Origin of the sequence: Rhizobium mesoamericanum STM3625 (genome assembly GCF_000312665.1) — a bacterium.
Taxonomy (GTDB): Bacteria; Pseudomonadota; Alphaproteobacteria; order Rhizobiales; family Rhizobiaceae; genus Rhizobium; species Rhizobium mesoamericanum.
Genome location: NZ_HF536772.1, coordinates 641,487 through 665,250, shown reverse-complemented (window position 1 = coordinate 665,250; position 23,764 = coordinate 641,487). Strand labels below are relative to the sequence as shown.

Annotated in this window: 21 protein-coding genes; 13 read left to right on the top strand and 8 right to left on the bottom strand. The window is 58.4% G+C overall.

Going from position 1 to position 23,764, the window contains the following annotated elements:
* Positions 1-214 precede the first annotated feature (214 nt).
* The gene (locus tag BN77_RS03275) at positions 215-1,759 is read left to right on the top strand and encodes a M48 family metalloprotease (protein WP_040676667.1); all 1,545 of its coding nucleotides are present in this window, start codon (positions 215-217) and stop codon (positions 1,757-1,759) included.
* A 53-nt stretch (positions 1,760-1,812) separates the two neighbouring features.
* Here BN77_RS03275 and BN77_RS03270 read toward each other — a convergent pair whose 3' ends face one another.
* The 5 genes from BN77_RS03270 to BN77_RS03250 all read right to left on the bottom strand — a co-directional run bounded on the left by BN77_RS03270 (position 1,813) and on the right by BN77_RS03250 (position 7,999).
* The gene (locus BN77_RS03270; protein ID WP_007528357.1) at positions 1,813-2,676 is read right to left on the bottom strand and encodes an RNA polymerase factor sigma-32; all 864 of its coding nucleotides are present in this window, start codon (positions 2,674-2,676) and stop codon (positions 1,813-1,815) included.
* A 375-nt stretch (positions 2,677-3,051) separates the two neighbouring features.
* Entirely contained in the window at positions 3,052-3,624 is a 573-nt protein-coding gene (locus BN77_RS03265) for a CarD family transcriptional regulator (protein ID WP_007528356.1), read from the bottom strand.
* Between the two features lie 397 nt (positions 3,625-4,021).
* Entirely contained in the window at positions 4,022-4,360 is a 339-nt protein-coding gene (gene fdxA / locus BN77_RS03260) for a ferredoxin FdxA (protein ID WP_028746468.1), read from the bottom strand.
* A gap of 194 nt (positions 4,361-4,554) precedes the next feature.
* The gene (locus BN77_RS03255; protein ID WP_007528351.1) at positions 4,555-4,959 is read right to left on the bottom strand and encodes an RNA-binding S4 domain-containing protein; all 405 of its coding nucleotides are present in this window, start codon (positions 4,957-4,959) and stop codon (positions 4,555-4,557) included.
* A 4-nt stretch (positions 4,960-4,963) separates the two neighbouring features.
* Positions 4,964-7,999 carry a helicase-related protein gene (locus BN77_RS03250; protein WP_007528349.1) on the bottom strand — a complete coding sequence of 1,012 codons (3,036 nt, stop codon included), beginning with the start codon at positions 7,997-7,999 and terminating at the stop codon, positions 4,964-4,966.
* 514 nt (positions 8,000-8,513) lie between these two features.
* On the opposite strand from BN77_RS03250, the gene BN77_RS31865 reads away from it, so the two are divergent.
* Both BN77_RS31865 and BN77_RS03240 read left to right on the top strand, forming a co-directional pair.
* Complete coding sequence (locus tag BN77_RS31865; protein ID WP_081593518.1) at positions 8,514-8,669, top strand: DUF3309 family protein; 156 nt, start codon at positions 8,514-8,516, stop codon at positions 8,667-8,669.
* 27 nt (positions 8,670-8,696) lie between these two features.
* The gene (locus BN77_RS03240; protein WP_007528347.1) at positions 8,697-8,960 is read left to right on the top strand and encodes a YMGG-like glycine zipper-containing protein; all 264 of its coding nucleotides are present in this window, start codon (positions 8,697-8,699) and stop codon (positions 8,958-8,960) included.
* A gap of 155 nt (positions 8,961-9,115) precedes the next feature.
* Here the strand turns inward: BN77_RS03240 and efp are convergent, their stop codons facing one another.
* Entirely contained in the window at positions 9,116-9,685 is a 570-nt protein-coding gene (gene efp, locus BN77_RS03235; protein WP_007528345.1) for an elongation factor P, read from the bottom strand.
* A 150-nt stretch (positions 9,686-9,835) separates the two neighbouring features.
* Here efp and epmA point away from each other — a divergent pair, with 150 nt between their 5' ends.
* From epmA to BN77_RS03200, 7 genes are all read left to right on the top strand, one after another.
* The gene (gene epmA, locus BN77_RS03230) at positions 9,836-10,903 is read left to right on the top strand and encodes an EF-P lysine aminoacylase EpmA (protein ID WP_007528343.1); all 1,068 of its coding nucleotides are present in this window, start codon (positions 9,836-9,838) and stop codon (positions 10,901-10,903) included.
* A complete protein-coding gene (locus BN77_RS03225) occupies positions 10,900-11,952 on the top strand; it encodes a lysine-2,3-aminomutase-like protein (protein ID WP_007528341.1) in 1,053 nt (350 codons plus the stop codon). Before epmA ends, BN77_RS03225 begins: the two co-directional genes overlap by 4 nt.
* A gap of 263 nt (positions 11,953-12,215) precedes the next feature.
* The gene (locus BN77_RS03220) at positions 12,216-12,467 is read left to right on the top strand and encodes an acyl carrier protein (RefSeq protein ID WP_007528339.1); all 252 of its coding nucleotides are present in this window, start codon (positions 12,216-12,218) and stop codon (positions 12,465-12,467) included.
* Positions 12,468-13,649: an acyl-CoA dehydrogenase family protein gene (locus BN77_RS03215; protein WP_007528337.1), complete on the top strand. Its 1,182-nt coding sequence runs from the start codon at positions 12,468-12,470 to the stop codon at positions 13,647-13,649.
* Between the two features lie 4 nt (positions 13,650-13,653).
* Positions 13,654-14,562, top strand: a complete 909-nt coding sequence (locus tag BN77_RS03210) for an amino acid--[acyl-carrier-protein] ligase (RefSeq protein WP_007528335.1) — start codon at positions 13,654-13,656, stop codon at positions 14,560-14,562.
* 8 nt (positions 14,563-14,570) lie between these two features.
* Entirely contained in the window at positions 14,571-15,530 is a 960-nt protein-coding gene (locus BN77_RS03205; RefSeq protein WP_007528333.1) for a DUF1839 family protein, read from the top strand.
* A 16-nt stretch (positions 15,531-15,546) separates the two neighbouring features.
* A complete protein-coding gene (locus tag BN77_RS03200; protein WP_007528331.1) occupies positions 15,547-18,021 on the top strand; it encodes a glycosyl hydrolase 2 galactose-binding domain-containing protein in 2,475 nt (824 codons plus the stop codon).
* Positions 18,022-18,057: 36 nt separating this feature from the next.
* On the opposite strand, the gene BN77_RS03195 is transcribed toward BN77_RS03200, so the two are convergent.
* Entirely contained in the window at positions 18,058-18,294 is a 237-nt protein-coding gene (locus BN77_RS03195; RefSeq protein ID WP_007528329.1) for an Lrp/AsnC ligand binding domain-containing protein, read from the bottom strand.
* Between the two features lie 65 nt (positions 18,295-18,359).
* Complete coding sequence (locus BN77_RS03190; RefSeq protein WP_007528327.1) at positions 18,360-19,250, bottom strand: LysR family transcriptional regulator; 891 nt, start codon at positions 19,248-19,250, stop codon at positions 18,360-18,362.
* A 218-nt stretch (positions 19,251-19,468) separates the two neighbouring features.
* On the opposite strand from BN77_RS03190, the gene BN77_RS03185 reads away from it, so the two are divergent.
* From BN77_RS03185 to BN77_RS03175, 3 genes are all read left to right on the top strand, one after another.
* Positions 19,469-20,752 (top strand): NAD(P)/FAD-dependent oxidoreductase, encoded by a 1,284-nt coding sequence (locus BN77_RS03185; RefSeq protein WP_007528324.1) that lies wholly within the window; start codon positions 19,469-19,471, stop codon positions 20,750-20,752.
* A 17-nt stretch (positions 20,753-20,769) separates the two neighbouring features.
* Complete coding sequence (gene amaB, locus BN77_RS03180; RefSeq protein ID WP_007528322.1) at positions 20,770-22,308, top strand: L-piperidine-6-carboxylate dehydrogenase; 1,539 nt, start codon at positions 20,770-20,772, stop codon at positions 22,306-22,308.
* 423 nt (positions 22,309-22,731) lie between these two features.
* A complete protein-coding gene (locus BN77_RS03175; RefSeq protein ID WP_007528318.1) occupies positions 22,732-23,760 on the top strand; it encodes an iron ABC transporter substrate-binding protein in 1,029 nt (342 codons plus the stop codon).
* The last annotated feature ends 4 nt before the right edge of the window (positions 23,761-23,764 follow it).

Genomic DNA, 23,764 nt, shown 5'->3' with positions numbered 1-23,764 from the left:
AATTTGAGGCGACCGAGGAAACTCAAAAGCACGTTAGGCTTGCTAAAATACAACGGCGCCACATTTAGTCAGAGTCTCGCTATGCAACCGATGCGGAAATCAGTTACAGCAAAGACTTGTGTCCCCGATTGTGCAGTGCAAGAACGGGGACGGACGCCTGTTGAATCACCATGAGACCGACCGAGTCCCCGAAGCGGGCCGGTCGACAAGCAAAATGACTTGGAGAGCCAGACTGGACAGCATGCCGACGTGGAAATTCCCCGCGCCTTCCAGTGATGTGTTCTCGTCTGCGTGCCGTCTGGTACGCCAGGTGTCGTTTGTGTGTGCGACGAGCGTGGCATTGTACGGCTGCCAATCCATTCTTGAGCAGTCCTATCAACCAAGTGTTGCACCATCCTCCAATCCGCAGATCGTCGACGAAGTGCAGAAGAACGATCCGCGTGCTGCCATGGGCGCTCGCGAGCATCCGCGGATCGTCGCGAGCTATGGCGGCGAGTACAAGGATGCGAAGACCGAGCGCCTGGTTGCCCGTATCGCGGGTGCACTTACCGCCGTCTCGGAGAATCCGAGCCAGTCCTATCGCATCACCATTCTGAATTCGCCGGCTATCAACGCCTTTGCACTCCCGGGCGGCTATCTCTACGTGACGCGCGGCTTATTGGCGCTTGCCAACGATGCCTCCGAGGTCGCTGCTGTTCTTTCGCATGAGATGGGCCACGTTACCGCAAATCATGGCATCGAAAGGCAGAAGCGCGAGGAGGCGGAAGTTATCGCCAGCCGTGTTGTTGCCGAAGTGTTGTCGAGCGATATCGCCGGCAAGCAGGCGCTGGCGCGGGGGAAGCTGCGACTGGCTGCCTTCTCGCGGCAGCAGGAACTGCAGGCAGACGTGATCGGCGTGCGCATGCTCGGCGAAGCGGGCTACGATCCCTACGCTGCCGCGCGGTTCTTGGATTCCATGGCTGGCTATAGCCGTTTCATGTCGGTCGATCCCGAGGCTGACCAGAGCCTGGACTTCCTCTCCAGTCATCCAAATTCTGCGCAGCGCATCGAGCTCGCGCGCGATCACGCACGTGCCTTCGGTCAAGAGGGCAAGGTCGGCGACACGGGCAGGGACTATTATCTCGACGGAATCGACGGCTTGCTCTACGGCGACAGCCCGGAGGAAGGCTATGTGCGCGGCCAGACCTTCCTGCACGGTGGTCTCGGCATTCGCTTCGACGTGCCTCCCGATTTCAAGATCGATAACAAGGTCGAGGCGGTCATGGCGACAGGTCCCGGCGATGTTGCGATCCGTTTTGACGGGGTCGCCGACAATCAGAACCAGAGCCTGACGAACTATATCTCGAGCGGCTGGGTCACCGGTCTAGATCCATCGACCATTCAACAGATCACGGTCAATGGAATGGAGGCGGCCACGGCGCGGGCGAGTGCAGATCGTTGGGACTTCGACGTCACCGTCATCCGTAACAACGCACAGATCTTCCGGTTCCTGACGGCCGTGCCGAAGGGTAGCGCGACGCTGCAGCAGACCGCCGATGTGTTGCGGGCAAGCTTTCGCCGCATGACCCCGGAAGAAACGGCATCGCTGAAGCCGTTGCGGGTCAGGGTCGTCAAAGTTCGGCCGGGCGAAAATATCACGACGCTCGCGGCGCGAATGATGGGCACCGATCGCAAGCTCGACCTCTTCAAGCTTATCAATGCTTTGCCGACTGGCGCCGCGGTTTCTCCGGGCGACCGCGTCAAGATTATTGCGGAATAAAAGAAGGCCCGGCTTTCACCGGGCCAGTTCCATTGCTGGGGGAGTAAGCTCCTTCAGGCCGATGCAGCCATATACGGGTCCGCGCTAACGAGCGCACTGCGCAGTTTTTCCATCGCCCGGCTTTCGATCTGCCGGACGCGTTCCTTGGAGATGCCAAGATCCGCACCGAGTTCCTCAAGCGTAGCGCCGTCCTCCGCGAGTCTGCGCGCGCTGATGATCTTCATTTCCCGCTCATTGAGGTGTTTTAGAGCAGATGCGAGCCAATTGCGGCGGCGTTCACCGTCGATCATGTTCGATACCTGCTCGTCAGGCAGAGGTTCGTCGCTGACGAGGAAGTCCATTTTCTCGGCGCTGTCGGCGTCACCGGAAACCGAAGGTGCCTGAAGCGACGCATCGTTGCTGGAGAGCCTGGCATCCATCGTCTGGACGTCCGAAAGGCTGACGCCGAGGGCGGCTGCGATCTCCTGGTGAATGGATTGGAGCGTAAGCTGCGTGTCGCCTCTGGCAAGCTTGGCGCGCAGGCGACGAAGATTGAAGAACAGTGCTTTTTGGGCAGAGCTCGTACCGCCGCGAACGATCGACCAGTTGCGAAGAATGTAGTCCTGGATAGAGGCACGGATCCACCAGCTTGCATAGGTCGAGAAGCGGACGTCGCGCTCAGGTTCGAAGCGCGCCGCGGCCTCGAGCAGCCCGACGTAACCTTCCTGTACGAGGTCGCTCATCGGCAAGCCGAAGTTACGGAATTTCCCCGCCATGGAAATAACGAGGCGCATGTGGGCCATGGCGATTTGATTGCGAGCGCCACGGTCATCATTGTTCTTCCAACGGATTGCGAGATCGTGTTCCTCTTCGCGAGCAAGGTAGGGAGCCGCCATGGCGATTTTAATCATGCGCCGGTCTGCTGACATGTTCTTCATATTGGTCTCCTGAATTCAGGCGTGACGCCAAAAAGGGCAAAGAATCCTTGCTTCCGGACATCGCTGCCCAGACCAAATTCATGTCTTGAACGTATAAAGGCCCCGAACTCTGGACGTTTCCAGATGGAGCCCTAGCTTAGGATTATGCGCCGGTAGTGTGGCCGGATAGGACCAGTTTCTTCAAGTTGCCGGATAGGCAGAACGTGGAAGGCATGATCCGCTCCTTGTCGAACGTTTACAGGGATGCGAGCGTCCGAGCGAGATGTCAGTTCCCGACGCAGTCCGCAGCTACATTATAAAAACGCGCGAGCACGGAAAAAGTTCCAATAAAAAACCCGGCGCTAGGCCGGGTTTTTCCTAAGAAAAACAGGGGACTTATGCAGCTTCGTCCTGAGATTCATCCTCTTCGATCGCCTTGCCGCGCTTCGGACCCTTGTTAAGGTTGGTCTCGACGAGACGGACGGCTTCCGTTTCCGACATCTTGTTCACGGCAGCGATTTCGCGTGCCATGCGATCAAGCGCCGCCTCATAGAGCTGGCGTTCGGAATAGGACTGTTCCGGCTGGTTCTCGGCGCGATAAAGATCGCGGACAACTTCAGCAATTGAGATGAGGTCGCCGGAATTGATCTTGGCATCATATTCCTGAGCGCGACGGGACCACATGGTGCGCTTCACGCGCGCCTTGCCCTGCACAACCTTCAATGCACGCTCGACGAAATCGGTTTCGGAGAGCTTACGCATGCCGATGCTCATGGCCTTAGCGACCGGCACTTTCAGGCGCATCTTGTCCTTCTCGAAATCGATAACGAAAAGTTCAAGCTTCATACCTGCTACTTCTTGCTCTTCGATGGCGCTGATGGTACCGACGCCATGTGCGGGGTACACGATCGATTCACCGGTCTTGAAGCCGTGACGTGCGGAAGAAGGTTTTTTCTGCTGGGTCGTCATTCTATTCAAACACTCCCTGTTACGCTTCCGGCCGCGGCCGGAGCCGGGTCAGTCAGGCCCGGATGAGACGGTCGGATCCGTCGGGTGACTTACTTCTGGTCCCACCGGACAAAAACAAACATATCCATGCGCACAAGCTTGGAGCCTCACGGCTCAAGGCGTTGATATGTCACGGAAACCGCGTTTTTGGATTTGTTTTGCTTTCGTGGTGGTTTGGGCATGCGTCATGCCGCAAATGGATCAGTGAGGGAGAAGCTATCACAAAAATATGAGGAAATCAATAATTTACTGCGCCTGAGTCATGCGCGCAACACATGACACCCATATGCCGCAGACACTCTTCACGCGTCTCGCGGCTCGCTGAACCCGCTTTTGGGCCCCGATTTCGAATGAGCGATCAGTCTCCTGATCCTGGCTTTCCAGAGAAGTATTTCTCGAACTTCCCGGTTTCGCCGTCCATTTCCTTCGCTTCGGGCATGGCATCCTTCTTGACCGTGATATTCGGCCAGATGCTGGCATACTCGGCGTTGATTTTAAGCCACTTGTCGAGGCCCGGCTCCGTGTCCGGTTTGATCGCCTCGGCGGGACATTCCGGCTCGCAAACGCCACAGTCGATGCACTCGTCAGGATGAATGACGAGGAAGTTTTCGCCTTCATAGAAGCAGTCAACGGGGCAGACTTCCACGCAGTCGGTATATTTGCAGCGAATGCAATTGTCGGTCACGACATAGGTCATGAAGAACTCCAGGACTTCCATACAATGGGGCCGGGCAACCTGGAACGTCGCGCCTTTCCCCTAACCGGAAAGCAAGCGGTGAAATGCTGGGGAGGCAGTCACGCTATCCGGCAAGTTGATTGTCAAGTATCGGCTTTGTCTGCGGATTTCAAGAATAAAGAAATCCCAAAACGCCGCAGTCCGGACAGAGTTTTCTAATCCTCGTCCGACATCAGCTTGTCGATTGCGCGGCGTTCCTTTTTTGTGGGTCGCCCTGCTCCCGTTGCCCGCATTGCCTGCTCATAAGGTGTGAGGCGCTTTGTTTCGTCGGGTGGCGGCGTCAAATCCTCATAGAGCAGCCGGGCTTCCTCATAGGGGCCGCGTCGCTCACCGCCGGATTTGACAATGAGGACAACATCGCGCCGCTCGAGCGCCAGCTCGACCCTGTCGCCCACCTTGACCGTCTGACTCGGCTGAAGAGCGCGCTCGCCATTGATCCGGACATGCCCGGATTGAATATGGCTTTGTGCCAGTGAGCGCGATTTAACCATGCGCGTGAAGAACAGCCACTTGTCGATGCGTTGCCGCGAACCGCTTCGTGGCTGTGTCTCCCCGCCCATCCGCTTATTTCTTCATTTGCTCCTTCAAGGCAGCGAGCTTCGCGAAAGGAGAATCCGGATCGATCGGCTTTTCCTTTCGCGGGGGCTTTGCCTCGAAGCGCAACGGCTGTGGGCCGGCACGGTTGTTGCGATCCTTGCGGTCGCCACGGTCTTGACGGTCGCCACGCTGCTCGTTGCGGTCGCCGCGTCCCTGATGTGACTTGCCGCCATCCTTACCGTGATGCTGGCGATTGCCGTCGCGGCCTTCTCCACCACCTGCACCCTGGCGCCGTTGGTCGGTCCCGCGGTCCTGGCCGCGATGGTTGCCACCACGGCGTTCACCCTGGTTGCGAGCCTGCCGCTGATTGTCTGTGCGGCCGCCGAGGCGCCAGAGAAGAACCGGCTTCGGCTCCTCCGCTTCTGCGGAGTTTGCAGCGACCGGTTGTTCGGTAGCGACCGCTTCAACAGCGCCCGGAGCTTCTGAAACGGTTTCCTCCGATGCGCTGTCGGCATCGTCGTGATCCGCCTTTTCGGCATTGTCCTCAACCGCAGTCTCGGTCGCCGGCGTTGCTGCAGCGTCCTGAGCCGACAGATGGGCTGCCGCCTCCTCTGCCCTAACGGCATCGGCGCGATAGCCCAGTCCCTTCAGGATCTCTTCCATATCCTCCAGCGTTGCGCCGAGGATCGAAAGCATGGCGGTCGTCGTCGTAAAACGGCGGCCGTCATATGCGCCTTCGGGACGATTTGCCTGGCCCGGCTTCCACTGAAGCAGCGGGCGAATGATATCGGCCAGACGCTCCAGGATGTCGATGCGCACGGCACGTTTGCCAAGGAACCGGAAGCCGGCCAGCTTGTAGAAGGTGCGCTCAAAACCTGGATCGGTGACAACCGAGGTGCGGCCTGCGGCCAACACCGGTATGAGATCGCCATAGCCGGGCTTTTCGAGGCCGTCATTCTTCAGCGCCCAAAGGAGCGTGATAAGCTCGGCGGGCGCCGGCTTCAGAAGGGCAGGGACGAAGATGTGGTAGGCGCCGAACCGGACACCGTAGCGGCGCATCGAAGCGCGCGCGTCCTGGTCCAGAGACTTTACTTCCTCGGTCACATCGCGCCGGAAAAGGACGCCGAGGTTCTCGACGAGCTGAAATGCGAGGCCTTTTGCCAGGCCCTGCAGATCCTCTGCGCGGGACAGGTCGTCAAGCGGCTTCAGAACCGTGCTTATATGGTGATTTACAAAGCGCTCGATACGAGCGGCCACGTGGTCGCGGGCATTGCCGGTCAGCTGTTCATCGGCGAGGATGATGACGCGCGGGCGCATGACATGATCGCTGCCTGCCAGGCGCGCCACCGGATCGCCCAGCCAGCGGATCGAACCGTCGGAGCTGATCGCGAGATCGCTATTGCCGGCCGCATGGAGGCGAGCCGCGCGTGCCTCGAATTCCAGAGCGAGCGCCTTTTGCGAAGCAGACTGAACAGCCTTAGCATCCGGTCCCTCCGCTCCCGAAATGGGCGTGAACCGGAATCCCGACAGTTGCCCCACATGATGTCCTTCAACGAAGACATCGCCATTTACACTGATTTCAGCTTCCAGCATCGCATTCTCTCTCAGGCGCTTCATGAGCACAGATGTCCTGCGATCAACAAAGCGTTTCGTCAACCTTTCATGTAACGCATCGGACAATCGATCTTCGATTTCCCGCGTCTTTTCCTGCCAGTGTGTCGGATCGGCAAGCCAATTGGGCCGATTCGACACATAGGTCCAAGTCCTTATCTGCGCGATTCGCGCCGAAAGCGTGTCAATCTCACCGTCTGTTCGATCCGCGCGATGTACCTGCTCGGCAAGGAAGTCCTCGTTTACCGTGCCATAGCGAACGAGATCCGAAAAGAGGGTGGAAATCAGATCGGCGTGTTGAGCCGGTGCAATGCGCCGGTAGTCCGGAAGGGCGCAAGCCTCCCATAACTTTTCGACGCGTACTGGGTCGTCCGCAAGATCGATGATTTCGGGGTAGCGCGAAAGGTGTTCCAGTGCCTGCTGGTCGACGGCAGGCAGAGCGCGTGTCAGGCCGGAGACGGTTGGGCTGCTCTCAAGGCTCGCACGCAACGCGTGAAGGGAGCTGAAGTCTAGGTTTTTCGTGCGCCACTGCAGCACTTTCACATTATCGAACTCGTGACCTTCGATGCGCTCGACAAGTTCCTGGTCAAAGGGATCGACCTGACCCGTGACTCCAAACATCCCGTCTCGAATGTGGCGACCTGCGCGACCGGCAATCTGGCCGAGTTCGGCAGGATTGAGATTGCGGAATTGATAGCCGTCGAATTTGCGATCCTGTGCGAAGGCGACGTGATCAACATCGAGATTGAGACCCATGCCGATCGCATCCGTTGCGACTAGATATTCTACGTCTCCGGCCTGATAGAGCGCCACCTGCGCATTGCGGGTGCGTGGACTGAGAGCTCCGAGAACAACAGCGGCACCACCGCGCTGCCTGCGGATCAACTCGGCGATCGCGTAGACCTCGTCCGCAGAGAAGGCGACGATCGCCGAGCGTTGAGGTAGGCGGGTGATCTTTTTCTGGCCCGCATAGAACAGGTGGGAAAGGCGCGGCCGTTCGACGACGGTGATTCCGGGGAGGAGTTGCTGCAGGATCGGGCGCATGGTACCGGCGCCGAGCAACAGCGTTTCGTCGCGGCCGCGCAGATGCAGAAGGCGGTCCGTGAAGATGTGCCCGCGTTCGAGGTCTCCGGCGAGCTGAACCTCGTCTATGGCGACGAAAGCGGCCTTGGTCTCGCGTGGCATTGCCTCGACAGTACAGACCGAAAAGCGGGCGTTGGGAGGTGATATCTTCTCTTCGCCCGTCACCAGTGCAACATTCTGGATCCCGACCTTTTCGGCGACGCGGGTATAGACCTCGCGCGCCAGTAGCCGCAGCGGCAGCCCGATCACCCCGGTGCCATGTGCAACCATGCGCTCGATGGCATAATGGGTCTTGCCTGTATTGGTTGGCCCGAGTACCGCGGTTACCCCGCGCCCACTCAGTATCATCGGCTGCGATGTCAGTGTCATGGTCCTGCAGATGAGGCGGGGGTGCCCCAGGTCAAGTGAGCTCCTCTCCGAAGCAGACAACACATGGACAGCCATTGCCCCAAACGCAAGGGCTGATTTGAATTTACTCGGCGGTTTTCGGTTGCGCGAATAGCTTGTAGATTGCTCGTTTTGCGATTCGGAACAGCTTGAGAACGAATCGGAGACGAATCGCTGACTCCCGCGGATTCAGTGTTTGTTCACGGCTAAGTATTGATTTTGAATCGCTTTTTTCCACAAGATGATGAATCTCGAAGTTCGCGTTCCGCGTGCATTCTTGGTGCATTCCGACTGTTAACCGCTCTCTTACAGCAATTCATCCGATGATTTTTGCCTCAGTTTTGTGATGGTACTAATTGTGTACGGAGCGACCGAAATTGGGAGGCTATCGGTTGGTTTTGCGCCCAAGATGGAACATTTGATACATTTGGAACAAAAATCGGTGATACGTGTTTCTCGTCCATTCCTGGTGTAATGACCTTGAAGGATTTGAACCATGCTTGGCACGATACTTCTCATTATCCTTGTTCTGCTTTTGATCGGCGCCTTACCCAATTGGGGTTATAGTCGCGGATGGGGCTATGGACCTTCAGGCGGTTTGGGGCTAGTTCTCCTGATTATTATTATTCTTGTGCTGCTTGGTCGCATCTAAGCGACCGAAAAAACTGGGAGATATGTCATGATGAAAAAGATTGTGCTCGTTGGCGCCCTCGTTGGCGCGCTTGCTTCCTGCACCGCGACCGAACAAGGAACCGCCATCGGCGCCGGTACAGGCGCTATTATCGGTGGTGCTGTCAGCAACAGTTGGGGCGGCGCTGCAGTGGGTGCTGTTGCCGGCGGTCTTGCAGGCGCATTGATTGGCCATTCTGTCGAGCATCGCGGTTACTGCGTCTATAGAGACCGGTATGGCCGCCGCTACGAGGCCCGTTGCCCGCGCTACTAAGGCCGCAGGCCGAGGCGCTGAGGCTTCCGTATTGGTCTACAAACCGAAGCGCCGGCTTGACCGGCGCTTTTGCTTGTGGGTTGGCTACCTCTGATGCCCATGCACCCAAGAAGGCCGTATCTTATATCCGGCCTTTGCCTTTGAGCTGCACATGATTAGTTCTTGGCGCGTTCTACGTAGGAATTGTCTTCCGTCGCGATAACGACGCGCGTGCCGGCGTCAATATGCGGAGGCACCATTGTGCGGATGCCATTCGAAAGCATCGCCGGTTTGTAGGAAGACGATGCCGTCTGGCCCTTCACAACCGGTTCGGTTTCAGTGATTTCGAGGACGACATGGCGCGGCAATTCGAGCGCCAGCGGAACGCCTTCATGGATCGAAAGAATACAGGTCATGCCTTCCTGCAGATAGGCTTTCTGATCCCCCATCGTCTCATTGTCGACGACAACCTGATCATAGGTCGCCGGGTTCATGAAGTGGAAGCCTTCGCCATCTTCATAAAGAAACTGGAAGTTCACGTCTTCAACAAAAGCGCGCTCGACCTGTTCGGTCGTGCGCCAGCGCTCGGAAACTTTCACGCCGTCGACGATACGACGCATGTCGACCTGCGTGACCGGCGTTCCCTTGCCCGGATGAAAGTTCTGAGCAGTCAGAACGACGTAGAGCTTGCCATCCACGTCGAGAACGTTGCCTTTGCGGACAGAAGAGGCGATGACCTTGACCATTAAGACTTCCTTGTAACTCGGCTTTTGGCGTCGTAGAGGACTGTCGATAGAGTCCCGGAGACGCGTTTGATTGTTCTTTGGGGGCGCAACTAACCTAAAATCCGGCAAATAGCCAGCCCCAGCGTTGGAAGACCGGTCAGGACGATGCCAATGAATCCCTCGATCGCCAAAGTATCGCCGTGGTGGACGCCGAGTGTGCATTTGGACCGCCGCCCGTTCCTGATTGGGCGTAATGCGATCCAGTCTGCGCTGCGCGGCTACCTCCTGAGCGAGGGCTTTATGGAGGTCGACACCGCCACGCTGCAGGTCTCGCCTGGCAACGAGGCGCATCTTCACGCGTTTGCTACCGAGGCTTTGACGACAGATGGCCAGACGGCGGCACCGCTTTACCTGCATACTTCGCCCGAGTTCGCCTGCAAAAAACTGCTTTCGGCCGGAGAACAGCGCATCGCCTGTTTCGCGCACGTTTATCGCAATCGCGAACGTGGGCCCCTGCATCATCCGGAATTCACGATGCTTGAGTGGTATCGCGTGGGTGAAGGTTATGAGAGCCTGATGTTGGATTGTATTCGCATTCTGGCGCTCGCTGGAGAAACCATGAAGACGGCGCGGCTCACCTATAAAGGCCGGGACTGCGATCCCTTTGCCGCGCCGGATCGGATAAGCGTTGCTGCAGCCTTCGAACGCTACGCAGGCATTGATCTGCTGGCCTCCGTCTCCGTCGACGGTGCCACGGATCGGGCCCATCTTGCTAACCAGGTGAAGCGGATCGGCATGCGTTTTGCGGACGACGATGGCTGGGCCGATTTGTTCAGCCGCGTACTTGTTGAAAGGGTCGAGCCTCATCTGGGTTTCGGTCGAGTGACCATTCTTGACGAATATCCAGTGTCGGAAGCAGCGTTGGCGCGCCCCTCGGCGCGTGATCCGCGTGTTGCCGAACGATTTGAGGTCTATGCTTGCGGCGTCGAGCTTGCAAACGGCTTCGGCGAGCTTACCAATCCGGCAGAACAGCGTCGCCGATTCGAGATCGAGATGTCTGAGAAGGCCCGCATCTACGGCGAAAGCTATCCTCTCGACGAGGATTTTCTGGATGCACTTGCAATCATGCCCGAGGCAAGCGGCATCGCTCTGGGCTTCGATCGGTTGGTGATGTTGGCAACCGGGGCGTCGCGGATCGATCAGGTGATTTGGGCGCCGGTCGCGGAGTACGGCAGATGAACGGTATCGGCTCAATCAAGACTGTCGAGGGGCTGGAACGCGCAGGGTTGCTGGGTCAGAGAGGCCGGGACGCGTTGGCTGACGTCGCCGCCCGCTACGCTATTGCATTGACTCCGACCGTCGCCGGTTTGATCGATCGCGCCGATGACGCAGACCCTATTGCGCGTCAATTCGTGCCTGACGCGGCCGAGCTTATCGTTGCGCCCGAAGAGCGCGCTGACCCAATTGGTGACGAAGCCCATAGTCCAGTGCAAGGCATCGTTCATCGCTATCGTGATCGGGTTTTGTTGAAGGCCGTGCATATCTGCCCCGTCTACTGTCGCTTCTGCTTTCGCCGTGAGATGGTGGGCCCGCAAGGCTTGGGCACGCTCGACGCCAACGCAATGTCGGCCGCCTTTGCCTATATCCGCGATCATAAGGAAATCTGGGAGGTGATCCTGACGGGTGGCGATCCGCTCGTGCTGTCCCCACGGCGACTGGAAGGTATCCTTCGCGAACTGGCATCTATCGATCACGTGAAGATAGTGCGATTCCACACGCGCGTTCCTGTGGTGGATCCGTCAAAGGTAGATGCGGCTCTGATTGCTGCTCTGAGAGTTAGCGGCAAGACCGTCTACGTGGCGCTGCATGCCAATCATCCGCGCGAGCTGAGCGATGAGGCACGAGCGGCATGTGCCCGCCTGATTGATGCAGGAATGGTCATGGTCAGCCAGTCGGTGCTTCTGAAGGGCGTCAATGATGATCCGGCCATACTTGCAGAGTTGATGAAAGCCTTCGTCGAGACGCGTGTAAAACCCTACTACCTGCACCATCCGGACCTGGCACCCGGCACGAGCCATTTTCGGCTGGCCATTGAAGAAGGACAGAAAATAGTCGCCGCGCTGCGCGGGCGGATTTCCGGTCTCTGCCAACCCACCTACATACTCGATATACCCGGCGGCCATGGCAAGGCAGTAATAGGCGAGCAGTCGATCAGAGAGACGGGTGAAGGCTGCTATTCTGTTTCGGATTATCGCGGAGTCGAGCACTTATATCCGCCGGCAGCTTAGTAAAAAAGATGCGAGCGAAAGTGTTGTTCTTGGACACTGAGTTGCAAGACCTCTGATTGCGCGGAAATATCGGAATCAGGACAAGTTATTGAAATCAAACGCAAGGTCCGCTTCCTCCCGGGTTTCTTCTAAGAATTTAGCTGAGGTGATCAGCTCACTTTAACTACGTCATTTAGGGGAATTTTGTCTTTTCCAGATTACGCCTGTCCCGAGAACAAGGCAGTTTCGCCACTCGAGATATGAACATCTTTGGAGGAGACATAATGAATACTACGATCCGCGAGCTATTGGTCAAATTTGGAAAGCTTCCCGCCTCGGTTGACCAGATTGCCGACGATGCCGATCTTTATGCGGTCGGCCTAACGTCCTTCGCTTCTGTGCAGCTTATGCTTGGCATTGAAGAGGCCTTTGACATCGAGTTTCCCGACAATCTCTTGAATCGTAAGTCTTTCGCCAGCATCAACGCGATCGCCAAGACTGTCGACCAGATCAAAGATAACCGGAAAGTCGCCTAAATGAACTTTCCGGTCAAAATCGTGGAAGAGGATCTTGCCGCCAGGGTCGCCCGCGTGTCCGCGATCGCGGCAAAGCATGCGGACTCCGTCGATTTTGATGGAAGGTTCCCATACGAAGCTGTGGAGGCCTTGAGGGCCGAGCGGCTGCTCGGAATTCAGATTCCACGCCATTTCGGCGGCGAAGGGGCGACTATTGCGCAGATCGCGGAGCTGTGCTCGATGCTTGGGCAGGCGTGTTCTGCGGCTGCCATGGTCTTCGCCATGCATCACATTAAGCTTTGCAGCCTGGTCGAGCACGGTGCCGAGAGCGAGTGGCATCGGGCCTTCATGCAACGCGTCGCACTTGAACAATTGCTGATCGGCTCGGCGACCACCGAAGGTGGCATTGGCGGCAACCTCAGGAATAGCATCTGTGCCATCGAGGTGGACGGCGATACCTGCCGTCTGGAGAAAGATGCGACCGTGATATCCTACGGTTCCTATGCCGATGCGATCATGATTACCTCGCGAGCGCACGCAAACGCGGCTTCTTCCGATCAGGTCCTGACCGTTTTTCTCAAGGAGCAATACACGCTGGAAAAAACCCACGCGTGGAATACGCTCGGCATGCGCGGCACGTGTTCGGATGGCTTCCTCTTCAAGGGTGAGGCGCTCGCAACACAAATTCTGCCTAAGCCCTTCGCGGAGATTGCCGCTCAATCAATGCTGGCGTCGTCGCACCTTCTTTGGAGCGGCGTTTGGTATGGCATCGCCGTCGATGCTGTCGGTCGCGCCCAAGCATTCGTGCGCGCTGCGGCGCGCAAGTCGCCGGGGACACCACCGCCCGGAGCCCTGCGATTAGCCGAGGTTTCCAACCTCCTGCAGTTGGTTCGCTCGAATGTCGTCGCCGGTCTGAAAGCCTACGAGGATGCAAGGGACGACGCGGACAAACTTTCCTCGATGGGCTTTGCCGTCACGATGAACAACGTGAAGATCGCATCATCGGAGACGATTCTCGAGATCGTCAATCACGCGATGCTGATCTGTGGGATCATGGGCTACAAGAACGGCACGCCGTTCAGCGTCGGACGACACCTGCGCGACGCCCACTCCGCACAACTCATGATCTCGAACGACCGCATCCTCGGCAACACGTCGAGCATGCTTCTTGTCCACAAGCAGGACACTAGCTTACTGGGGTGATGACATGGACATGCAGACGACATTTCTGGACAGGCTCTTTGAATCGGGCCTCCTGATCGATACGGGTGTTGACGGTCTTTACGGGCGCAGCGGACAATTCGAAGACGTCATCGCCGCCTTCGAGCGCCTGATCGACAAGTTCGGTGGCGCCGACGGCGCCGAGGCGATGCGTTTCCCGCCGGGGATGAACCGCGCCTTCTTCGAGAAGAGCGGTTACATGAAGAGCTTTCCGCAGCTCGCCGGCACCGTTCACAGTTTCTGCGGGGGCGAACTTGATCACATGAGTCTCCTTCAGTGCATGGAAGTGGGCGACGACTGGACGAAGGATCAGCAGGCAACGGACATCGTGTTGACTCCTGCGGCCTGCTATCCGCTCTATCCGACGGTTGCTCGCCGCGGCAAACTGCCGATGGGCGGCGGCCTCTTCGATCTGCAATCCTATTGCTTCCGCCATGAGCCTTCCCGGGATCCCGCGCGCCAGCAGCTTTTCCGCATGCGTGAATATATTTGCATGGGGACGGAACAGCATGTCACGGATTTCCGGCAGTGCTGGATGGATCGCGGCGTTGAAATGATGAAGGCAGTCGGCCTGGATGTGACGATTGATATCGCGAATGATCCGTTCTTCGGCCGTGCCGGCAAAATGCTGGCCAACAATCAGCGCGATCAGAACCTGAAATTTGAACTGCTCATTCCGATCACTTCGGTTGCCGAGCCAACGGCCTGCATGAGCTTCAACTACCATCAGGACGCGTTTGGCGCAAAATGGGAGCTCTATCTCGAAGACGACAGCGTCGCGCATACCGCTTGCGTCGGCTTCGGGCTTGAGCGAATTGCGCTTGCGCTGTTCCATCACCACGGGCTCGAGGTTAGACATTGGCCCTCCAAGGTGCGTCAAGCGCTGTGGGGCTGAACGAAGCGATGACAGTCTTCCCACGGGTGCGCCCGGGCGGGTATCAGTCGCATCCGCTGCACTCCAGCGAGCGTATGTGGCCCGAAACCAATTGCTACGTCGACCTTTGGATCGAAGTCCTGAACGCTGTCGGCGCTGCGCCGGAAGCGATGCTTAGTTTCACGCTCACACAGGACTTTGAGGGCGACCAATTCACCTTTTTCAAGGTGCCCTACGAGGATCTCGAGTCGCTCTACGATATCCGCGTCACGGAACTTGCGATCTTCGACCGCGTCGAACGGCACATCGACGTGCAGATCGCACGCGGCCGTCTTTGCCTGATCGAGATGGATCCGTTTTATATGCCCGACACGCAGGGCACTGCATATCGATCCGAGCATGGCAAGACCACCGTGGCAATCAATAGGCTCGATGTTGCCGCTAGACGCGTCGAGTACTTTCACAACGGCGGTTACTTTCAGCTCGAGGGCGATGACTTCGACGGGCTGTTCCAGCTTCACCTGACGCCAGGAGATCCGTCGTTCCTTCCATACGCCGAATTTGCAAAGTTGCCGGCCTGCGTTCCTGACGCTGCGCATGCCGGCACGACGGCGCGGAAACTTCTCAAACGTCATTTCGCCCGCCGGCCGGTCTCGAATCCCATTCGCGCCTTCGCCGAAGTGTTTCCGCGGCAGGTGGAAGCAGTGGCAGAGCGACCGTTTGGTTTCTTTCACAAATATGCATTCAACACGTTACGCCAGTTTGGTGCCAATTTCGAACTTGCCGGTGATCATCTTGCCTGGCTCTCCGCCAATGAATTTTCATCCGCCATCGCTGATGCGCGCCGCATATCCGAAGTTGCAAAGTCAGTGCAGTTCCAGCTCGCCCGGGCCGTGCTGCGGAAGAAATATGATCCACTGCGCACAGCGCTTGATCCGGCGGCCGATGCATGGGATGCCATGATGGCTTCGCTGAAGGAGCGGTTGTGAAGCTGGGAGTCTAAGCATGCGGGGAAGGTTGGCGAGTGTCGGCGCGCAGGAAACTCTGCTCGCCGAAGGCTGGAATCTGGTTCTGACGGAGCCGGACGCTTGCACAACTCCTCATGATATTCCCTTGTCCGCTCAGTTCATCGCTGCCGAAGTGCCGGGAACTGTCGCTTCGGCCTTGGAAAAGGCAGGGCGGTTCGATCGTGAAAATCCGGAGCCGCTCGATACCCGCGATGCGTGGTATCTTTGCCGGCTATTTGACGCACAGCCGGGCGATGCGATCCTTCGCTTCGAGGGATTGGCGACGCTGTGTCATGTCTTTCTCAATGGCCGGGAGATATTGGCGTCGGAAAGCATGTTCACCTTGCACGAGATACCGGTGACGCTCTCCGGCGGCGACGAGCTGGCGCTTTGCTTCCGAGCCTTGGCGCCGAAGCTGGCCGAATCCGGCCCGCGCGCCCGCTGGCGTACGCAGATGATCACGCCGCAAGGACTAAAGAACGTTCGCACGACGTTGCTTGGGCGCATGCCGGGCTGGTGTCCGGAAATTCATGCGGTTGGTCCTTGGCGTCCCATCACGCTCGTGCGCCGCGATGTCGCTTCGATCGACAATGTGACTGTCCGCGCCGCGCTTGAGGCGGACGGCAGCGGACGGTTGAGCGTTTCGCTACACACGAATGTCGACAACCCGAATTTGATGCTTCGTTGCGGAGAGATCGCGCAGGCCTTCGAAAAGATTGGAGAGAGCCACTACTCGGCAATCCTAAAGCTGAAGGATGTCGATCTCTGGTGGCCGCACACGCATGGAGCGCCTCAACTTTATGATTACCTGATCGTCATTGACGGTGTTGCACATCACGCAGGGCGAACAGGTTTTCGGCGGATAGACATCGATCGCGGAGCTCACGGAGAGGATTTTGCGCTGTTGGTTAACAGCGAGCGCATCTTCTGCCGTGGTGCTGTTTGGACGACAGCCGATATCGCTCGGTTGCCGGGCGGCAGGGCGGATTACGAGCCGTTCCTGCGCCTAGCTGCCGAGGCCGGCATGAACATGATTCGTATCGGCGGGACGATGGCCTATGAGTCGCCAGAGTTCTTTCAGCTCTGCGACGAGCTGGGTCTGCTTGTCTGGCAGGACTTCATGTTCGCGAGTTTTGACTATCCGAAGAACGACAAAACTCTGACGGCGCATATCCATGCGGAGGTCGAGGAACTCCTGCATGCCGTCCAGGGATGCCCGTCGCTGGCGGTATTGTGCGGCGGCAGCGAGATCTACCAGCAAGCGGCCATGCTTGGATTGCCGCGGGACTATTGGTCGGGTCCGATCACGGAAGAGATTATTCCGGCGATTGCCGGGCGCATGCGGCCCGACGTCCCGTATGTGCCCAATTCACCTTCAGGCGGCGCAATGCCGTTTTCTCCGAACGTCGGGGTTACCCATTACTATGGCGTCGGCGCCTATATGCGACCGCTTGACGACGCACGCCGAGCGAATATTCGCTTCGCGGCCGAGAGCCTGGCTTTCGCCAATGTACCGCAGCAGAGAACGTTGCAACGCCATCTGGACGTGCCGCCGGTCCACAGTCCGCTATGGAAATCGCGAGTTCCCCGTGACCGCGGGGCGTCGTGGGATTTCGAGGACGTCAGGGATTTCTATCTGGCAGAACTCTATGGCGAGGATTCGGCGCGCCTCCGGCGTGAGAATCGCGAGCGGTACCTCGAACTTTCCCGCGTCGTTACCGGTGAAGTTGCAGAAGCGACCTTTGCCGAATGGCGACGCAAGGGGTCGACCTGCAACGGCGCACTGGTCTGGACGCTGCAGGATTTAATGCCTGGCCCTGGTTGGGGTGTGATTGATTCGACCGGCGAGCCGAAACCCATCTGGTACGCGCTAGGTCGCGCGTTCCGGCCGGTTCAGGTTGTCCTCACTGACGAAGGCACGAATGGCCTCGATATCCACGTGCTGAACGAGACCGAGAACGCTCTCCAGCTTGATCTCGAGCTTGTTTGCTTGCGGCACGGCAGGCAGCACGTCGTCAGCGGCGGCCGCATTCTGGCTTTGGCCCCAAGGAGTTGCGAGACCTTTGCTGCGACCGATCTCTTTGGTGCGTTTTTCGACACGACTTACGCCTTCCGCTTCGGCCCGCCTTCCCATGACGTCACCGTTGCCCGCTTGCGTCTGCCGGACGGCGGTCCGGTGGTTGCCGACGCCTTTCATTTTCCCTTGGGGCGCTCCAAGAGTTTCCACGACGCTGAAATCCAGGTGGCGGTGACGCGACAGGACGATGCATGGGTGCTCGATATCGCAGCCGACAGGTTTGCGCAGTCCGTTCACGTCAGTGTCGATGGCTATCGCCCGCACGACGACTGGTTTCATCTTGCCCCCGGCGCTGCCAAACGCGTCCGGTTGCTGCGACTATCTGGGTCGGTGGATGGAGAAGCGCCGTCCGGTGCGATTACAAGCCTCGGCAGTTCGCGCGCCGTCGCATTTTAGTGCACTTGCGAGGAGGCCGGTGTTGCAAACGGCTGCTTAGAAGGCCTTGAAGGTCAGCGTTGTCAGCGAGCGCACAATGCCGGGGATGTTGGCAATATTATCGTTGATGAACTTGCCAATGTCCTGACCCTCTTCGACGTAGATCTTGAGCAGAAGATCATAGTCGCCGCTCGTCGAATAGAGCTCCGAAACGCGCTCGGTCTGATAGATGGCATCGGCGACCTCATAGGTCTTGCCCGGCGCACATTGGAGCTGAACGAAAATTGGCTTCATGAAGAGGTTCCTGATCATATTCTGGTTCGGGCATAATGCTCGAAAGCGCCCTGTTGGCGCAAGCTTCAGATCGCGGCTTCACGAACGATCCAGGCGCGAAATGCCAGCAGCGGCGCGTAATCGGCTCGTTCCGGCGGATAGGCAAGATAGTAATGCCCACTGCTTTCCGTTTCGCGGTCCACGGCTGCAACGAGGTCGCCGCGTTTCAGCTCATCCTGAATCAGGAAAGTCGGTAGCAGCGCAACGCCGAGGCCGGCCGTCGCCGCTTGGGCGGCCGTCGCGAACTGATCGAAGAGCATACCGTGGACACTTTGAAAGCTCACACCATTGTCTGCGAACCACCGCTCCCACGCATCGGGGCGTGTCGTCAGGTGCAGCAGTGGGGCTTCGAGCAGATCCTGCGCAGCGTTGATCAGGTGCCGGGTGCGAAACTCGGGGCTGCAGGCTGGGACGGTCTTCTCCGACATGAGAAATGTCAGCTCCGCGCCGGGCCAATGTGCGTGACCGAAGTGAATGGCCGCGTCAATTGAATCGAGCCGGAAGTCGAAGGGCGACAATCGGGTGACGAGATTGATCATCACCCCGGGATTGGCGGCGAGGAAGCTTCCCAGTCGGGGTGCCAACCATCGCATCCCGAAGGTGGGGAGGATGGCCAAATTGAGCGTACCGCCGTGGGGGTTGGCGCGCAGGTTCAGCGATGCGCTCGAAATGCGTCGTAGTGCCTCGCGTATTTCGCGGGCATAACCGTCGCCGGCAAGCGTCAACCGCACGGTCTGGCGCTCACGCACGAACAGTTCGACACCGAGTTGCTCCTCCAGCGCCTTGATCTGGCGACTGACAGCGCTCTGCGTGAGGTCGAGCTCGCGCGCGGCTGCCGTTACGCTACCGGTGCGAGATGCCGCCTCGAAGGCGACAAGCAGGGATGTCGACGGAAGAAAGCGTCGTGACGGCAGCATCCATCATTCCATTTGAGAATAAGCTATTTCCTAAATGTCGATATTTACCGCCTGCCCCGCTTTGTAAAGTAATTCATCTGACGGAATCGGAATGAACTGGAATGTGATCGACGCGCCGGGCACCCAGCTCCTGGCTGCAATCGGCAACCGCGTCAGCGGTTTTATAAGCAATCGCACGGCGCTACAATGTCGCTGCCCAATGGATGGATTTTGATCGAATGCTGAACGATCCCCGTTCCCACGGCCTTTGGGAAAAAACGGCTCCCCAGCCGCCCATGACACCGTCGCTAGCTGGCGCCGTGAGTGCCGACGTCGTTGTTGTTGGTGGCGGCTATACTGGTCTTTCGTCCAGTCTCCATCTGGCCGAAGCGGGCTCGAAGGTTGTTTTGCTTGAGGCCAAGGAAATCGGCTTCGGCGGTGCGGGCCGCAACGTCGGCCTCATCAACGCCGGCATGTGGGTCATGCCGGACGACCTTCCGGGGGTTCTCGGCCCGGTCTATGGCGAACGTCTACTCGATCTTTTAGGCAATGCGCCAAAGCTCGTTATGAATTTGATCGATAAGCATGGCATTGCCTGTGAGCTCGAACGGAACGGTACGCTTCACGTCGCTGTTGGCGAGAGTGGCTTAAAGGAGATCGAAGATCGCGCGCGGCAATGGGCGGTGCGCGGAGCGCCCGTGACGCTGCTGGATGCTGTCGAGACGGCCAAGCGTGTCGGCAGCAGCGCCTATACGGGATCGTTGCTCGACATGCGCGCGGGTACGCTGCAGCCGCTTGCATATGCCCGAGGTCTCGCCCATGCAGCGGCCAAAGCTGGCGTTTCAATCCACACATCGAGCCCGGTCATCGCTACCGAGCGGAAAGGGAATCGCTGGGCCGTCAGGACGACCAAGGGCGAGGTGATGGCCGACTGGATCATCGTGGCGACTGATGCATACAGCACGGGTCCCTGGCAACCAGTGCGCAACGAGCAGGTCCACCTGCCCTATTTCAATCTTGCGACTCGGCCACTTGGCGACAATTTGTGCCGCTCGATCCTTGCAGGGCGCGAGGGAGTTTGGGACACGAAGGAAATCCTCTCCTCCTATCGCATGGACCAGGCCGGGCGTCTGATATTCGGCAGTGTCGGTGCTTTACGCAATACCGGGCTTGGCATCCACACGGCCTGGGCAAAACGCTCCTTGAAGAAGCTCTTTCCGCAGCTTGGCGATGTCGAGTTCGAATGCGAGTGGTATGGCAAGATTGGGATGACCGACAATGCACTGCCGCGCTTCCACAGGTTCGCGCCGAATGTCGTAGGCTTCTCCGGTTATAATGGTCGCGGGATCGCACCGGGCACCGTTTTTGGCCGCACGCTTGCGCAGCTTATTCTGGGGCAGACGAAGGAAGCGCACCTGCCACTGCCGTTGACAGCGCCATCCGAGCCGAGCTTCCGCGTCGTGAAGGAAATGTGGTACGAAGCCGGCGCCCAAGTCGCCCATTTCGCCGATGCCCGTTTTTGAGAACCGAGGTTGAATCCATGACCATTTCTGCACTTGATCTCGCCGCCGAGACGAAAAGACTGCTCACGGAACTGGGCGTCAGTGCCGACCGCTATATCGGGGGCACGCTCCGCGTAACCTCTCCCGTCAACGGTAACGAGATCGGTGTGCTGAAGGAACATTCTGCCTTAGAAGCAAAGGACGCCATCGAGGCGGCACACCAGGCATTCCTCGAGTGGCGGGCCGTTCCGGCTCCGAAGCGCGGCGAACTTGTGCGCCTGCTCGGCGAGGAGCTCCGTGCGGCAAAAGCCGCTCTCGGCCGACTCGTCTCGATCGAGGTTGGCAAGATCACCTCCGAAGGGCTCGGCGAAGTTCAGGAAATGATCGACATCTGCGACTTTGCCGTCGGCCTGTCGCGCCAGCTCTACGGTCTGACCATTGCCACGGAGCGCTCGGAGCACCGGATGATGGAAAGTTGGCACCCGCTGGGCGTCGTCGGCATTATCTCTGCCTTCAATTTCCCGGTTGCTGTCTGGTCGTGGAATGCCGCATTGGCGCTGGTTTGCGGTAACTCAACAGTGTGGAAGCCTTCGGAGAAGACGCCGCTGACGGCGCTTGCCGTTCAGGCGCTGTTTGAGAAGGCATTGAAGCGGTTTGTTGCCGAAAGCGGGGCCGCGCCTGCGAACCTTTCGACGTTGCTCATTGGCGGACGCGATGTCGGGGAAGCGCTTGTCGACCATCCCAAGGTACCGCTCGTCTCGGCCACGGGTTCGACGGCCATGGGCCGCGTTGTCGGTCCCCGTCTGTCACAGCGTTTTGCGCGATCAATCCTCGAGCTCGGAGGCAATAATGCCGCGGTCATCTGCCCGACGGCCGATCTTGACCTGACGCTGCGTGGTGTTGCCTTTTCCGCCATGGGGACCGCGGGCCAGCGTTGCACGACGCTGCGCCGCCTGTTCGTTCACGAGAGCGTTTATGACAAGCTCGTTCCGCGCCTGAAGACGGCCTATGGCTCGGTTTCGATCGGCAACCCGCTGGAAACGGGGACGCTTGTGGGGCCCCTCATCGACAAGCAGGCCTTTACGAACATGCAGTCGGCTCTTGAGCAAGCGAGGGCTGCCGGCGGTAAGGTTACTGGTGGCGAGCGTGTGGAAAACGGTGCGGGTGACGCCTTCTATGTTCGTCCGGCGCTCGTTGAAATGCCCGCACAAACCGGCCCTGTCGAGCACGAGACATTTGCGCCGATCCTCTATGTGATGAAGTACACGGATTTCGATCAGGTGTTGGAGCTCCATAATGCGGTGCCGCAGGGACTTTCTTCTTCAATTTTCACGAATGACATGCGTGAGGCTGAGACCTTTGTTTCGGCGCGCGGTTCCGATTGTGGCATTGCCAACGTCAACCTCGGTCCGTCAGGAGCCGAGATCGGTGGTGCCTTCGGCGGCGAGAAGGAGACTGGCGGCGGCCGCGAGTCCGGCTCAGATGCCTGGAAGGCCTATATGCGCAGGGCGACGAATACGGTCAATTACGGCAAGACGCTGCCGCTTGCGCAGGGCGTAAGGTTCGACGTCGAATAGCGTTGCTACATTGTAGCCGTAGGGGTGGTGGCATAACACGTCGTCACCCTTTCAAGCCGCGGCTCGAAAGGCTGTTTCCCGCCGTCGCGCGGATCGCCTGCCACGGCTACGCCTATCCCACCTTCGATCTCGCAGCCTCGGTTCTCCGTGAGAACTGGCCCAATTCCTCCTTCGGGTCTTTGCATTTCGACGATAAGATTCGGCACCCGGCTTGGGCGGAAGTTTGTTTTCATCAACCCGACTGCTAGAGAGGTGTAATCGGCGACACTTGATCCCGCGCGACCTAGAACGATTCTAAAGTTGATGAATTTGTTCAAGTATTTGTGATGCTTGTGCCACCACTAAAACTTGAAATATCAAATCAACAAAAATATACGGGCCCCGACATCCCGGGATCTCGGGTGAAACAACATGGAGGGCTTCATGAAAACTTCCCTTAACCGCCTTTCCGGCGGGCTGGCGTTTGCGGCCTCGCTCGTTGCCGCAACTTCGCTGGCCAGTGGCACCGCTGTGGCGCAGGAATCTGAAGGCATTGTCATCTACAATGCTCAGCATGAGAGCCTCGGGCGCGAGTGGATCGATGCATTCACAAAGGCAACCGGCATCAAGGTAACGATGCGCCAAGGCGGCGACATGCAGCTCGCCAACCAGATCGTTCAGGAAGGTGATGCCTCGCCGGCGGACGTTTTCCTGACGGAGAATTCTCCCGCTATGACGCTGGTCGATGCGGCCGGCCTTTTTGCGCCGGTCGACAAGGAAACGTTGGATCAGGTACCTGAGCAATATCGTCCGTCTGACGGCATGTGGACTGGCATTGCGGCCCGCTCGACGGTTTTTGCTTATGACAAGACGAAGCTGACCGAGGACAAGTTGCCGAAGTCGCTGCTCGACCTCTCGGATCCGGCCTGGAAGGGGCGATGGGGCGCTTCGCCGGCTGGCGCTGACTTCCAGGCAATTGTCAGCGCTTTGCTCGAACTCAAGGGTGAGGAAGCAACGGCGGCTTGGCTCAAGGCGCTCAAGGAAAACTCCATGCCCTACAAGGGCAATAGCGTCGCCATGAAGGCGGTCAACGCCGGTGAAGTCGAGGGTGCGGTCATCTATCACTACTACTGGTTCGGCGACCAGGCGAAGACCGGTGAAAACAGCAAGAACGTGGCCCTGCACTACTTCAAGAACCAGGATCCGGGTGCTTTCGTTAGCATCTCCGGCGGCGGCGTTCTGAAGTCGAGCCAGCATGCCAAGGAGGCTCAGGCCTTTCTGAAGTTCGTGACGGGCAAGCCTGGCCAGGACATCCTCAAGAACGGCACGTCCTATGAATATGCCATCGGCAAGGGTGCGGCATCGAATGACAAGCTCGTTCCGCTGGCTGATCTCAATGCACCGAAGGTCGATGCGGCCAAGCTGAACAGCAAGAAGGTGACGGAACTGATGACCGCCGCTGGCATCATCTAGTCTT

What these genes read in the sequence shown, in the direction of transcription:
- BN77_RS03275 (WP_040676667.1), top strand. Translation starts at nt 215, where the DNA reads ATGACTTGGAGAGCCAGACTGGACAGCATGCCGACGTGGAAATTCCCC.
- BN77_RS03270 (WP_007528357.1), bottom strand. Translation starts at nt 2,676, where the DNA reads ATGAAGAACATGTCAGCAGACCGGCGCATGATTAAAATCGCCATGGCG.
- BN77_RS03265 (WP_007528356.1), bottom strand. Translation starts at nt 3,624, where the DNA reads ATGACGACCCAGCAGAAAAAACCTTCTTCCGCACGTCACGGCTTCAAG.
- fdxA (WP_028746468.1), bottom strand. Translation starts at nt 4,360, where the DNA reads ATGACCTATGTCGTGACCGACAATTGCATTCGCTGCAAATATACCGAC.
- BN77_RS03255 (WP_007528351.1), bottom strand. Translation starts at nt 4,959, where the DNA reads ATGGGCGGGGAGACACAGCCACGAAGCGGTTCGCGGCAACGCATCGAC.
- BN77_RS03250 (WP_007528349.1), bottom strand. Translation starts at nt 7,999, where the DNA reads ATGACACTGACATCGCAGCCGATGATACTGAGTGGGCGCGGGGTAACC.
- BN77_RS31865 (WP_081593518.1), top strand. Translation starts at nt 8,514, where the DNA reads ATGCTTGGCACGATACTTCTCATTATCCTTGTTCTGCTTTTGATCGGC.
- BN77_RS03240 (WP_007528347.1), top strand. Translation starts at nt 8,697, where the DNA reads ATGATGAAAAAGATTGTGCTCGTTGGCGCCCTCGTTGGCGCGCTTGCT.
- efp (WP_007528345.1), bottom strand. Translation starts at nt 9,685, where the DNA reads ATGGTCAAGGTCATCGCCTCTTCTGTCCGCAAAGGCAACGTTCTCGAC.
- epmA (WP_007528343.1), top strand. Translation starts at nt 9,836, where the DNA reads ATGAATCCCTCGATCGCCAAAGTATCGCCGTGGTGGACGCCGAGTGTG.
- BN77_RS03225 (WP_007528341.1), top strand. Translation starts at nt 10,900, where the DNA reads ATGAACGGTATCGGCTCAATCAAGACTGTCGAGGGGCTGGAACGCGCA.
- BN77_RS03220 (WP_007528339.1), top strand. Translation starts at nt 12,216, where the DNA reads ATGAATACTACGATCCGCGAGCTATTGGTCAAATTTGGAAAGCTTCCC.
- BN77_RS03215 (WP_007528337.1), top strand. Translation starts at nt 12,468, where the DNA reads ATGAACTTTCCGGTCAAAATCGTGGAAGAGGATCTTGCCGCCAGGGTC.
- BN77_RS03210 (WP_007528335.1), top strand. Translation starts at nt 13,654, where the DNA reads ATGGACATGCAGACGACATTTCTGGACAGGCTCTTTGAATCGGGCCTC.
- BN77_RS03205 (WP_007528333.1), top strand. Translation starts at nt 14,571, where the DNA reads ATGACAGTCTTCCCACGGGTGCGCCCGGGCGGGTATCAGTCGCATCCG.
- BN77_RS03200 (WP_007528331.1), top strand. Translation starts at nt 15,547, where the DNA reads ATGCGGGGAAGGTTGGCGAGTGTCGGCGCGCAGGAAACTCTGCTCGCC.
- BN77_RS03195 (WP_007528329.1), bottom strand. Translation starts at nt 18,294, where the DNA reads ATGAAGCCAATTTTCGTTCAGCTCCAATGTGCGCCGGGCAAGACCTAT.
- BN77_RS03190 (WP_007528327.1), bottom strand. Translation starts at nt 19,250, where the DNA reads ATGCTGCCGTCACGACGCTTTCTTCCGTCGACATCCCTGCTTGTCGCC.
- BN77_RS03185 (WP_007528324.1), top strand. Translation starts at nt 19,469, where the DNA reads ATGCTGAACGATCCCCGTTCCCACGGCCTTTGGGAAAAAACGGCTCCC.
- amaB (WP_007528322.1), top strand. Translation starts at nt 20,770, where the DNA reads ATGACCATTTCTGCACTTGATCTCGCCGCCGAGACGAAAAGACTGCTC.
- BN77_RS03175 (WP_007528318.1), top strand. Translation starts at nt 22,732, where the DNA reads ATGAAAACTTCCCTTAACCGCCTTTCCGGCGGGCTGGCGTTTGCGGCC.